Annotated in this window: 11 protein-coding genes; all 11 read right to left on the minus strand. The window is 71.2% G+C overall.

Annotated elements, in window-relative coordinates; all coding sequences use genetic code 11:
• Positions 1-17: 17 nt before the first annotated feature.
• The 11 genes from AC07A4_RS34375 to AC07A4_RS34425 all read right to left on the minus strand — a co-directional run bounded on the left by AC07A4_RS34375 (position 18) and on the right by AC07A4_RS34425 (position 12741).
• Entirely contained in the window at positions 18-671 is a 654-nt protein-coding gene (locus tag AC07A4_RS34375) for a cell division protein SepF (protein ID WP_478606495.1), read from the minus strand.
• Between the two features lie 126 nt (positions 672-797).
• On the minus strand, positions 798-1517 hold the full coding sequence (locus AC07A4_RS34380; protein WP_478606497.1) for a YggS family pyridoxal phosphate-dependent enzyme: 720 nt from the start codon (positions 1515-1517) through the stop codon (positions 798-800).
• Positions 1518-1523: 6 nt separating this feature from the next.
• Entirely contained in the window at positions 1524-2234 is a 711-nt protein-coding gene (gene pgeF / locus AC07A4_RS34385) for a peptidoglycan editing factor PgeF (protein ID WP_478606500.1), read from the minus strand.
• Between the two features lie 26 nt (positions 2235-2260).
• Positions 2261-3490 (minus strand): cell division protein FtsZ, encoded by a 1230-nt coding sequence (gene ftsZ / locus AC07A4_RS34390; protein ID WP_478606503.1) that lies wholly within the window; start codon positions 3488-3490, stop codon positions 2261-2263.
• Positions 3491-3766: 276 nt separating this feature from the next.
• Positions 3767-4561, minus strand: a complete 795-nt coding sequence (locus AC07A4_RS34395) for a cell division protein FtsQ/DivIB (protein WP_478606505.1) — start codon at positions 4559-4561, stop codon at positions 3767-3769.
• Between the two features lie 14 nt (positions 4562-4575).
• Entirely contained in the window at positions 4576-5670 is a 1095-nt protein-coding gene (gene murG, locus AC07A4_RS34400) for an undecaprenyldiphospho-muramoylpentapeptide beta-N-acetylglucosaminyltransferase (protein WP_478606508.1), read from the minus strand.
• Between the two features lie 6 nt (positions 5671-5676).
• Positions 5677-7008: a putative lipid II flippase FtsW gene (ftsW, locus tag AC07A4_RS34405; protein ID WP_478606766.1), complete on the minus strand. Its 1332-nt coding sequence runs from the start codon at positions 7006-7008 to the stop codon at positions 5677-5679.
• A gap of 133 nt (positions 7009-7141) precedes the next feature.
• Positions 7142-8581, minus strand: a complete 1440-nt coding sequence (gene murD, locus AC07A4_RS34410; protein WP_478606511.1) for a UDP-N-acetylmuramoyl-L-alanine--D-glutamate ligase — start codon at positions 8579-8581, stop codon at positions 7142-7144.
• Positions 8563-9636 (minus strand): phospho-N-acetylmuramoyl-pentapeptide-transferase, encoded by a 1074-nt coding sequence (gene mraY, locus AC07A4_RS34415; protein WP_030679360.1) that lies wholly within the window; start codon positions 9634-9636, stop codon positions 8563-8565. Before mraY ends, murD begins: the two co-directional genes overlap by 19 nt.
• A complete protein-coding gene (locus AC07A4_RS34420; RefSeq protein ID WP_478606514.1) occupies positions 9633-11060 on the minus strand; it encodes a UDP-N-acetylmuramoyl-tripeptide--D-alanyl-D-alanine ligase in 1428 nt (475 codons plus the stop codon). Before AC07A4_RS34420 ends, mraY begins: the two co-directional genes overlap by 4 nt.
• A 4-nt stretch (positions 11061-11064) precedes the next feature.
• Positions 11065-12741 carry a UDP-N-acetylmuramoyl-L-alanyl-D-glutamate--2,6-diaminopimelate ligase gene (locus AC07A4_RS34425; RefSeq protein WP_478606516.1) on the minus strand — a complete coding sequence of 559 codons (1677 nt, stop codon included), beginning with the start codon at positions 12739-12741 and terminating at the stop codon, positions 11065-11067.
• Positions 12742-12755: the final 14 nt, after the last annotated feature.

Here is a 12755-nt window from a genome sequence, read left to right on the forward strand (position 1 = left end):
GTCTACTGCACTGCGTCTCAGCTCTGGTTGAAGAACCCGCCCTCTGCGATACGGGCCTTGTCCTCCGCCGTGACATCGACGTTAGCAGGCGACAACAGGAACACCTTCTGCGTCACACGTTCGATACTGCCATGCAGCCCGAAGACGAGACCGGCCGCAAAGTCGACAAGTCGCTTCGCGTCGGTGTCGTCCATCTCCGTCAAGTTCATGATCACCGGGGTGCCTTCGCGGAAGTGTTCCCCGATGGTACGGGCTTCGTTGTAGGTCCGGGGGTGAAGCGTGGTGATGCGGTAGGGCTCCCGCTCGGACACGACCTTGGGCATGATCACCGGTGCGTTCTTCTCCAGGCTCTGGCGTTCGGGTGTGATAGATGCCACGGGGGCGATTCGTGCCGGTCGTCCCGATTCAGCGGCAAGCGAAGCCGCGCGCGGCGCCGGCTCACGCGGTGCCGGTGGCTGTACAACTCGTACCGATTCGTCCCGATCCAAGTCCCGGTCCCGGTCCGAGAGGTGGGACTGGTGGGACTGGTGCGGCGGCTCGTGCCGCCGGCGGTCGCGCTCGGGCTCCGGCTCGGGCTCGAAATCGTCATCGGGGTCGAAGCCCCGACCGTCGTAACCGTCGTCCTCCACGAGGCCGAGGTAGACCGCCATCTTGCGCATCGCGCCGGCCATGCTCTGAGTCCTCCGCTCTGTGGTGGATCGGAAAGGCCGTCACCAACTGCCCGCGATCCACGAGGTATCCCCGCCTTGGGGTGGGAATGACCATATTTTCTGCTGTGGTCCGACTTCCTGGCGACGTTACCCGAGCCCGCGTCGGACTCCGAGTACCGCTGTGCCGACGCGCACATGTGTCGCCCCAGCCGCCACGGCCTGTTCGAGGTCCGCACTCATCCCTGCCGACACCATGTTCGCAGCCGGATGGGCCACGCGCAGGGCAGTCGACAAATCCATCAGCCGCTCGAACGCCGCCTGTTGCCGGCCCGCGTACTCGCCGGTGAGCGGCGCGACCGTCATCAGACCGTCGAGCCGGAGCCCGGGAGCGTCGGCCACCAGACCGGCCAACTCTTCGATTCCGCCAGGCCCCACGCCGCCGCGCTCCCCACGTCCGCTCTCGCCCGCGTCGAGGGCGACCTGGAGCAGGCAGCCCACCTCGCGCTCGGCGCGCACGGCCGCGGCCGAGAGCGCGGTGACCAGCCTGGGCCGGTCCACCGACTGCACCACATCCGCGTAACCGACCACGGAGCGCACCTTGTTGGTCTGCAACTGGCCCACGAAGTGCCAGCTCAGGGACGCGTCCGCGCAGGCTTCCGCCTTCGGGGCGGCGTCCTGGTCGCGGTTCTCGGCGACATGGCGCACGCCGAGCTCCGCGAGCAGGAGCACATCGCTCGCGGGGTAGGTCTTGGTGACCACGATCAGGGTCACTTCTTCACGCTTGCGCCCGGCGGCCGCGCAGGCCGCCGCGATGCGTTCTTCCACGTTCGCCAGGTTCGTGGCGAGTTCCGACTTACGGTCCGTCATGCCCCATCAGTCCAGCCAGACATAGCCCGCGAGCCGACCGGTGGTGCGGTCGCGGCGGTAAGAGAAGTGGTCGTCCGACTCCAGCGTGCACACCGGCGACTGCTCCCGGTCGCGCACCCCGAGCCGGTCGAGCTGCGCGTGCACCCCGGCGGTCACGTCGACCGCGGGGGTGCCCCAGCTCGTCTCGGAGTACGCCGCGGGTTCCACGGCGGCGACGTCGGCGCGCATGTCCGCGGGCACTTCGTAGCAGCGGCCGCAGACGGCGGGTCCGGTGCGGGCCACGATCCGCCCGGCCTCGGCGCCGAGACGCAGCATGGCCTCGACGGCCGCGGGCACCACCCCGGCGACCAGGCCGGGACGGCCCGCGTGCGCGGCGGCGACGACGCCGGCCACCGGGTCGGCGAGGAGTACGGGGGTGCAGTCGGCGGTGAGAACGGCGAGGGCCAGGCCCCGCTCGGCGGTGACGACGGCGTCGACCGCCGGGACCTCCTGGCCCGGGGCCCAGGGCCCGTCGGCCACGGCGACGTCCCGGCCGTGCACCTGGTTCATCCAGACCACGCGGGCGGCGTCGACGCCGAGGGACTTGGCCGCGAGTTCGCGGTTGTGCCGGACGGCTTCGGGGTCGTCGCCGACCGCTCCGCCGAGGTTGAGCTCTTCGTACGGAACGGCGCTCACCCCGCCCCACCGGTCGGTGAAGGCGAAGTGGGCGCCGCTCACGGTGCTCGTTCCTGAGCGCTTGCCTATCACTTCAGGAAGTCCGGCACGTCCAGCTCTTCGGCCTGGCTGTCCTGGTGCAGACGGGTCGGCGGGACCTGCGGGGGCGCCGCCGGGCTCGCGGGGGCCTCGTTGACCGCGGGGGCCGGCTCGACCGGTTCCGGGGCCGGGGGCTCCTCGCGCGGAGTGACGCTGCCGAGGCCGCCGAAGGCCGGTCCCGGGCGGGACGATTCAGCGGGACGGCTGGTCGGAGCGGGTTCCTCGCGCTTGGCCGAGGCCGAGCCGAGGACGTTGTCCCGCTTGGCCGGCGGCTGTCCGCCGTCGAACCCGGCGGCGATGACGGTGACCCGGACCTCGTCCCCGAGCGCGTCGTCGATGACCGCGCCGAAGATGATGTTCGCCTCCGGGTGGGCGGCCTCGCTGACCAGCTGGGCCGCTTCATTGATCTCGAAGAGGCCGAGGTCGGAGCCGCCGGAGATGGAGAGCAGGACGCCGCGGGCGCCGTCGATGGACGCCTCCAGGAGCGGCGAGGAGATCGCCATCTCGGCGGCGGCCACCGCGCGGTCGTCGCCGCGGGCCGAGCCGATGCCCATGAGGGCCGAACCCGCCTCGGACATGACCGACTTGACGTCGGCGAAGTCCAGGTTGATCAGGCCGGGGGTGGTGATGAGATCGGTGATGCCCTGCACACCGGAGAGGAGCACCTGGTCGGCCGACTTGAACGCGTCGAGCACGCTGACCTGGCGGTCCGAGATGGACAGGAGCCGGTCGTTGGGGATGACGATGAGGGTGTCGACCTCTTCGCGGAGCTCGGCGATGCCGTCCTCCGCCTGGTTCGCGCGGCGCCGGCCCTCGAAGGTGAACGGTCGCGTGACCACACCGATCGTCAGGGCGCCGAGGGAACGCGCGATGTTGGCGACCACGGGCGCGCCGCCCGTGCCGGTGCCGCCGCCCTCACCAGCCGTCACGAAGACCATGTCGGCCCCCTTGAGGACCTCCTCGATCTCCTCGCGGTGGTCCTCGGCCGCCTTGCGGCCGACGGCCGGGTTGGCTCCGGCGCCGAGTCCGCGGGTGAGTTCACGGCCGACGTCGAGCTTGACGTCGGCGTCGCTCATCAACAGGGCTTGCGCGTCGGTGTTGATGGCGATGAACTCGACGCCCTTGAGACCGACCTCGATCATCCGGTTGATGGCATTGACACCACCGCCGCCGACACCGATGACTTTGATGACTGCGAGGTAGTTCTGCGGTGCTGCCACGTCGAAGGCCTCTCGCCTCGAGTTACGTGTCGCCGTATCACGCTGCCGCGATACGCCGACTGATGCCGAATGGGACGGTCCGAATCGCCGACCCGAACCCTAACGCTGAAGTTTAGGGTTACCAGTGTGTCTGTTCCCTGGACTCTTCCGAACAGGACACTAAGTCGACAAGTGGCGCGCGTTCAACGAACACGCCGAACCTCCCGTTTTTCTTTTCACCCTATGTGATCAGCCATAGCGCTGCCCATCCAGGGTGCTGGCCTGCGCTGATGTACGTCAACTCAGCGATGACGCGGGCGCGGTGGGAACCGTCACGTCGAAGTGCCGTGCCTTGGGGACGGCTTTCATCAGACCGGTCAGGGCTTCGGCCTTCATACGGCCGTTCTCCCCGCTCCCCCAGGCGACCGTGCGCCCGTCCGCCAACTCCAGCGAGATGGAGTCGTACGAACGGACCTTGACCCTGACGGTGTCCGCCACCACCGACCCTGGCAGGTCCGCGACCACCCGAACCGCCTCCCGGCGCAGCCGTTCGGGGCCGAAGCGGCGCAGGCTGGCCGCGGGCGCCCCGGGCTGAGCCGTCGTCAATTCCAGCAGGGGCGCACCCTTCGGGGCCTTGTCGACGGTGGCGAAGCGCACACCCTTCGCGTCCACTTCGACGAACTTTCCGCCCTTTTCGATGAGCAGGACCGGAGTGCGCTCCGTCACTTTCAGTGTGATTCCGTGGGGCCAGGAGCGGATGACGTCAACCGAGTCAATTCGGGGCAATTTCCTCAGCAGCCGTTCCTCGACGGCGTCGGAGTCGACCGAAACGAGCGGTCCGCCGAGTTCGATTCCGGCCGCCTCCCGCACCTGATGTGGCGTGAGCACGTCGGTGCCCGACGTCGTGACCCGCTCCAGACGCAGCAGGGACGAGCCGTAGAGCACCCAGACGGCGGCCCCGCCGCACATGGCCAGCAGGGCCGCCACCAGGATCAGGGTGCGCGGCCGCGGCAGGCGCGGGCCGCGGCGCGAGCGCGGGCGGGCCGGGCCGGACTTGGGCCTCGGCCGTTCGGCGGTCTTCGGTCCGGCCACGCTCGCCTGCCTTCTCACGCGCTGCGGCGTGACGCAATCGCCTCGTACACCATGCTGACGAGGAGGTCGTCGGCGTCCCTGCGGCCGAACTCCGAGGCGGCACGGGACATCTCGTACAGCCGGTGCGGGTCGGCGAGCACGGGCAGCACCTGGGACTGGACCCATTCGGGCGTCAGCTCCGCGTCGTCGACCAGCAGTCCGCCGCCCGCCTTGACCACCGGCTGGGCGTTCAGCCGCTGTTCGCCGTTGCCGATGGGCAGCGGGACGTAGGCGGCCGGGAGTCCGACGGCGGAGAGCTCGGCGACGGTCATCGCGCCCGCGCGGCAGAGCATCATGTCGGCCGCCGCGTACGCGAGGTCCATCCGGTCCACGTACGGTACCGGGATGTAGGGCGGCATTCCGGGCATGTTCTCGACGTACGGCAATTCGTTCTTCGGGCCGACGGCGTGCAGGATCTGGATGCCCGCGCGCTGCAGGACCGGGGCGGCCTGCTGGACGACCTCGTTCAGGCGGCGTGCGCCCTGGGAGCCGCCGGAGACCAGGAGGGTCGGCAGGTTCGGGTCGAGGCCGAAGGCGTCACGGGCCTCCGGGCGCACCTTCGCGCGGTCCAGCATGGCGATGGCGCGGCGCAGCGGGATGCCGATGTAGCGCGAGCCGCGCAGCTTGCTGTCGGGCGTGGAGACCGCGACGGCCGCCGCGTACCGGGAGCCGATCTTGTTGGCGAGGCCCGGGCGCGCGTTCGCCTCGTGCACCACGATCGGCACCCGGGCGCGCTTGGCCGCGAGGTAGCCGGGCAGCGCGACATAGCCGCCGAAGCCGACGACGCAGTCCGCCTTGGTGCGCTCCAGGATCTGCTCGGCCGCCTTGATGGTGCCGCGAAGGCGCCCGGGCACGGTGATGAGCTCCGGGGTCGGCTTGCGCGGCAGGGGCACGGCGGGGATCAGGGCGAGTTCGTAACCGCGCTCGGGGACGAGTCGGGTCTCAAGGCCGCGCTCCGTGCCGAGGGCCGTGATCCCCACGGTCGGGTCCTGCCTGCGCAGGGCGTCTGCGAGGGCAAGCGCGGGCTCGATGTGGCCGGCGGTCCCCCCACCGGCGAGTACGACATGCACCGAAATTCACCGCTCTCCGGACGAACGCGCCTTGACGCGCCGTCGCATCGTGTTCCATCTCACCCGAGGTTGCCGCATGGCCAGGGCCGCCTTCGCCGCGGGGTCCTGTCGCGCGAAGGCGATGAGGAGTCCCACGGCGAACATGGTCGGCAGCAGGGCTGAGCCTCCGTAGGAGAACAGCGGGAGGGGGACACCGGCGATCGGCAGCAGGCCGAGCACCGCACCGATGTTGACCACGGCCTGGGCCGTGATCCAGGTGGTCACGCCTCCCGCGGCATACCTCACGAAGGGGTCCTCCGTGCGTCCGGCCACGCGGATACCCGCATAGCCTAGAGCCGCGAAGAGGGCGAGCACCGACAGTGTCCCCGCGAGACCGAGTTCCTCGCCGGTGATGGCGAAGATGAAGTCCGTGTGCGGTTCGGGTAGTTGACCCCATTTTTCCACACTCGCGCCCAGACCGGAACCGAAGAATCCGCCCGAGGCCAGGGCATAGATGCCGTGCACGGCCTGCCAGCAGGAGTCGCCGGGTCCCGGCTCGGTCGCGCCGATGCACTCGAGCCGGGCCATGCGGTTGGGGCTCGTCTTGATAAGGATCACACCGAGGAGGCCCGCGATGCTCAGCACGCCCGCGAAGAGCCGCGTCGGCGCCCCGGCCAGCCACAGCAGGCCGAACAGGATCGCCGTGAGGATGATCGCCGTGCCCATGTCGCCGCCGAGCATGATCAGGCCGAGCAGCATGAAGGTGACGGGGACGAGCGGGACCAGCATGTGCTTCCACTGCGTGAGCAGCCGCTTGTCCTGTTTGCGGGCGAGCAGGTCAGCGCCCCACAGGACGAGCGCCAGCTTGCCGAACTCGCTCGGCTGGAGCTGGAACGGACCCCCCAAATAGATCCAGTTCTGATTGCCGTTGACGCTGCGCCCTATCCCCGGGATCTGCACCAGGACCATCAGGAAGACGGAGCCCGCGAGGATCGGGTACGACAGGGCCCGGTGCAGCTTGATGGGCACCCGCATGGCGATCACGAGCAGCGCGGCGCCGAGCACGGCGGCCACGAACTGCTTGCGGAAGAAGTACGAGGCGGGCAGGTTCAGCTGCAGCGCCTGGATCATCGACGCCGAGTACACCATCACCAGGCCGAGCCCGGTGATCAGCAGGCTGGACCCGAAGATCAGGTAGTACGCGGTCAGCGGCCGGTCCCAGGCGCGGCGGGCCCTGACGTAGAGGCGCCGCACCGGGCTCTCCCGCACGACCGGCGGCTTGCGCGGGCGCGCGGGGCGCTTGGGCGCACGCGGCGTGCGGGGTGCTCGGGGTGCCCTGGCCGGGGCGCGCCCGGCCATCAGCGGCACCCCCAAGGGGCGTGCGGGTCCTCCCGCGGCCACCCCCACGCCCGCCACGCCCACGGCATCGACGCTGTCACGTGCCCTCCTCACGGTGCCGGGAGCCGGACACCGGCACCCCTGCGGGGCCGTGTCAGTCGCTCGCGCCGAGTTCGCGGACGGCTGCCGCGAACGCGTCACCACGCTTGTTGTAGTTGGTGAACATGTCCATCGACGCACAGGCCGGCGCCATCAGGACGGTGTCCCCAGGACCGGCGAGCCGTGCCGCCTGCCGTACCGCCTCGGACATCGCCCCAGTGTCGGTCCGGTCGAGGTCGACCACGGGTACTTCTGGCGCGTGTCGCGCGAGGGCTTCCCGGATCAGGGCGCGGTCGGCGCCGATGAGGACGGCGCCCCGCAGCCGCTTCGCCGCCCCGGCGACCAGCTCGTCGAAGGTCGCGCCCTTGGCGAGCCCGCCCGCGATCCACACGATGGACTCGTACGCGGCCAACGAGGCCTCGGCGGCGTGCGTGTTGGTGGCCTTGGAGTCGTCGACGTAGGCCACGCCGTCGACGTCGGCCACGTGCTCGATGCGGTGGGCGTCCGGCTGGAAGGCCCGCAGGCCGTCCCTGACGGCTCCCGGGCGCACGCCGAAGGCGCGCGCGAGCGCGGCCGCGGCCAGGGCGTTGGCGATGTTGTGCGGGGCCGCGGGGCTGACGTCGGAGACCTCCGCGAGCTCCTGGGCCTGCTTCTGGCGGTCCGGTACGAAGGCACGGTCGACCAGGATGCCGTCGACGACGCCGAGTTGCGAGGGGGCGGGCGCGGCAAGCGTGAAGCCGATGGCGCGGCAGCCCTCCTCGACGTCGGCCTCCCGGACCAGGTCCTCGGTGGCCGGGTCCGCCGCGTTGTAGACGCAGGCCACCCGGTTGCCCTCGTAGATCCGGCCCTTGTCGGCGGCGTACGCCTCCATGGAGCCGTGCCAGTCGAGGTGGTCGGGCGCCAGGTTGAGCACGGCGGCGGAGTGGGCGCGCAGGGAGGGCGCCCAGTGGAGCTGGTAGCTGGAGAGCTCGACGGCCAGGACGTCGTAGGCGTCGTCGCCCTCGAGCACGACGTCGACGATGGGCGTGCCGATGTTGCCGACGGCGGCGGTGCGCAGGCCCTCGGCGCGCAGGATCGACGCCAGCATCTGGGTCGTCGTGGTCTTGCCGTTGGTGCCGGTGATCGCGAGCCAGGGCGCGGCGTCCGGGCCGCGCAGGCGCCAGGCGATCTCCACGTCGCCGACGACGTCGACGCCCGCCGCCGCGGCGGCGGCGAACAGCGGGCTCTCGGGCTTCCAGCCCGGCGAGGTGACCACGAGGTCGGTGCCCTCGGGCAGGTTCTCGGCGTCCCCGAGGCGTACGGAGACGCCCGCGCCGGACAGCTCGGCCGCGCGGGCGTCGAGCGCCGGGCCCGAGCCGCCGTCCACGACGGTCACCACGGCGCCGAGGCCGGCGAGGGCGCGCGCGGCGCTGACGCCGCTGACGCCGAGCCCGGCGACGGTGACGCGCAGGCCCTGCCAGGAGTCCTGGGGGTCGCTCACTTCTTGGCTGCCCATCCCGCGTAGAAGAGGCCGAGACCGACGATCACGCACATGCCCTGGATGATCCAGAAGCGGACCACGACCAGGACCTCGGACCAGCCCTTGAGTTCGAAGTGATGCTGGAGCGGTGCCATCCGGAAGACGCGCTTCCCGGTCAGTCGGAAGGAGCCGACCTGGATGACCACCGACATGGTGATGAGGACGAAGAGGCCGCCGAGGAGCGCGAGCAGCATCTCCGTGCGGGAGCAGATCGCGAGTCCGGCCAGGGCGCCGCCGAGGGCGAGCGAGCCGGTGTCACCCATGAAGATCTTGGCGGGCGAGGTGTTCCACCACAGGAAGCCGAAGCAGGCGCCCATCAGGGCCGAGGCCACGACGGCGAGGTCGAGCGGATCCCTGACCTCGAAACAGGCGGCCGGGTTGGTGAGATCCTGGGCGTTGGCGCAGGACTCCTGGAACTGCCAGACGCCGATGAACGTGTACGCGCCGAAGACCATCACGGAGGCGCCGGTGGCGAGGCCGTCGAGGCCGTCGGTGAGGTTCACGCCGTTCGACATCGCGAGGATCATGAACAGTGCCCAGACGACGAACAGGACCGGGCCGATCGACCAGCCGAAGTCCTCCACGAACGACAGCTTCGTGGAGGCGGGGGTCTGGCCGCGGCCGTCGGCGAACTGGAGCGAGATCACCGCGAAGGCGATGCCGACGATCAGCTGGCCCGCCATCTTGGCCTTGGCCCGCAGACCGAGCGAACGCCGCTTGACGATCTTGATGTAGTCGTCGAGGAAGCCGACGAGGCCCATGCCCGCCATCAGGCCGAGCACCAGCAGACCGGAGATGGTCGGCTCGGCACCGGTGATGATCTTGCTCAGGAAGTACGCGATGAGCGTCGCCAGGATGAAGGCGATGCCACCCATGGTCGGCGTGCCGCGCTTGCTGTGGTGCTCGCGCGGGCCGTCGTCGCGGATGTACTGGCCATAGCCCTTGCGGGCGAGGAGCTTGATCAGCAGGGGCGTCCCGACCAGCGTCAGGAAGAGCCCGATCACGCCCGCGAAGAGGACTTGCTTCATCATCGGGCATCAACTCCGCCCGTCGCGGCGCCGGCGTCGGCCACGAGCGCCTGCGCGACACGCTCGAGGCCCACCGATCTGGACGCCTTCACCAGCACGACGTCTCCTGGGCGCAGCTCGCTGCGCAGCAGGTCGATCGCCGCCTGTGCGTCGGACACGTGCACCGACTCCTCACCCCACGAACCCTCGTTGTATGCGCCCAGTTGGAGCCAGGACGCTTCCCTGCCCCCGACTGCCACGAGCTTGTTCACGTTCAGCCGGACGGCAAGGCGTCCGACCGCGTCGTGCTCGGCGAGCCCTTCGTCACCGAGCTCGGCCATGTGGCCGAGCACCGCCCACGTGCGTCCCCCCCGCGCCTGTGCGGTCCTGCCCATGGCTGCCAGCGCGCGCAGGGCGGCTCGCATGGACTCGGGGTTCGCGTTGTAGGCGTCGTTGACGACCGTCACGCCGTCCGGGCGCTCGGTGACCTCCATACGCCAGCGGGACAGCGTGCCCGCCTCGGAGAGCGCGAGGGCGATCTCGTTCACGGACATGCCAAGGTCATGGGCGACGGCGGCCGCGGCGAGCGCGTTCGACACGTGGTGCTCACCGTACAGGCGCAGCCGCACGTCGCTGCACCCGGAGGGTGTGTGCAGCGTGAAGGCCGGTTGTCCGTTCTCCGTGAGCCGGACATTCTCGGCGCGCACGTCGGCCTCGGCCGCCTCGCCGAAGAGGAGCACGCGGGCCCGCGTACGGGAGGCCATCGCGCGCACCAGCGGGTCGTCGGCGTTGAGGATCGCGGTGCCGTCGGCGGGCAGCGCCTCGACCAGCTCGCCCTTTGCTTCCGCGATCTGCTCGCGGCCGCCGAACTCGCCGATATGGGCGGTGCCGACGTTCAGGACGAGGCCGACGCGGGGCGGGGTAAGACCGGTCAGGTACCGGATGTGGCCCGTGCCGCGGGCGCCCATCTCCAGGACGAGGAACTTGGTCTCCTCGGTGGCGGACAGGGCGGTCAGCGGCAGGCCGATCTCGTTGTTGAGCGATCCCGGCGTCCACACCGTCGGCGCCGCGCGCTGCAGCACCTGGGCGATCAGGTCCTTGGTGCTGGTCTTGCCCGCGGAGCCGGTGAGGGCGACGAGGGTGGCGCCGAGCCGGGCGACGACGTGCCGGGCGAGCGCGCCGAGCGCCGCCTGCACGTCGTCGACGACGATGGCGGGCACGCCGACGGGCCGCTGCGCGAGGACGGCCACGGCACCGGCCGCGACGACCTGCGCCGCGTAGTCGTGGCCGTCGACCCGCTCACCGGCGAAGGCGACGAACAGGCCGCCGGGCTCCACCTCACGGGAGTCCCTGACGACCGGCGCGGTGACCTGGACCGACGGATCCGGTATGTCGTACGTCTGCCCGCCGACGACGGTGGCGATCTCGGCGAGGGAGAGGGCGATCACAACTTCATCCCTGGGTTTGCTGGATAGCTTCGCGAAGCACCTGGCGGTCGTCGAAGGGACGCACCACCCCGGCGATGTCCTGGCCCTGCTCATGGCCCTTGCCCGCGACGAGGACGGTGTCGCCGGGCTCGGCGCGGGCGACGGCCGCGGCGATCGCGGCGGCCCGGTCCTCGAAGACGGCGACCTCGCCGCGCTCGTGCGCGGGCACCTCGGCGGCGCCCGCGAGCATGGCGGCGAGGATCGCGAGGGGGTCCTCGCCGCGGGGGTTGTCGGAGGTCAGTACGGCGGTGTCGGCGAGCCGGGCCGCGGCCGCGCCCATCGGCATCCGCTTCGTCTGGTCGCGGTCGCCGCCGCAGCCGAGGACGATGTGCAGCTTGCCCTCGGTGACCTTGCGCAGCGCGCGCAGGACCGATTCGACGGCGTCCGTCTTGTGGGCGTAGTCGACGACCGCGAGGTAGTCCTGGCCCGCGTCGATCCGCTCCAGGCGGCCGGGGACGCCGGGCACCGCGGCGACGCCGTCGGCCGCGGTCTGCGGGTCGATCCCGGCGACGGCCAGCGCGACGATCGCGGCCAGCGTGTTGGCGACGTTGAACGGGCCCGCGAGCGGCGACTTCGCGGCGATCCGCTCGCCCTTGGGGCCGACGGCGGTGAACGTCGAGTCCAGCGGCCCGACCTCGACGTCCTCGGCGCGCCAGTCGGCGTCCGGGTGCCCCTCGGCGGAGAAGGTGGTGACCGGGATCTCGGACTCGGCCGCGAGCCTGCGCCCGTACTCGTCGTCGTGGTTGACGACGCCGAGGCGGGCGCGCCGCTTGGTGAACAGCTGCGCCTTGGCCCGGAAGTAGTCCTCCATGCCGGAGTGGAACTCCATGTGCTCCGGGCTGAGGTTGTTGAACACGGCGACATCGAAGACGCAGCCGTCCACGCGGCCGAGCACCAGGGCGTGGCTGGAGACCTCCATGGCGACGGCCTGGACGCCGCGCTCGCGCATCACCGCGAACAGCGCCTGCAGGTCGGTGGCTTCGGGCGTGGTGCGCTCGGACTTGATGCGCTCGTCGCCGATGCGCGTCTCCACCGTGCCGATGAGTCCGGTGGCACGGACCCGCCGAAGGCCGCCCTCCATCAGATACGCGGTGGTGGTCTTGCCGGACGTGCCGGTGATGCCGATCTGGAGCAGCTCGCGCCCCGGGTGGCCGTACACCGTGGCGGCCAGCTCACCCATGCGGGCGCGCGGGTCGTCCACGACGAGCACCGGCAGGCCCGTGACGGCGGCGCGGTCGGCGCCCGTCGGGTCGGTGAGGATGGCGGCGGCGCCGTGGTCGGCGGCCTGCGCGACGAAGTCGGCGCCGTGCATGCGGGCGCCGGGCAGCGCGACGTACAGGTCGCCGGGGCGCACCGCGCGCGAGTCGTGCGTGATGCCGGTGACGCCGGGATCTCCTGGCGCGGCGCCCGGTGCGGTGCCCGGGGCCGGGGCCCCCAGCTGATCGGCGAGCTCCGCGAGCGGGGTGGCGGAGACCTCGGCCGGCCGCGGCGGTCCCGGATAGGTCACGGGAGCGCCCTTCTGGGTGGTTTGGTACTGATCAGCGTGTGGCACGGCGGTGAGCGTACCGGGCGCACCCCCGGTGGGGCCAAAAGGGAGGGGCCCCGGCGTGCGGTTCCCCGGATGCGGGGTGATCGTCGTCACGGATGCTTCCGGTC

It is taken from the genome of Streptomyces sp. NPDC043996, from assembly GCF_056435225.1.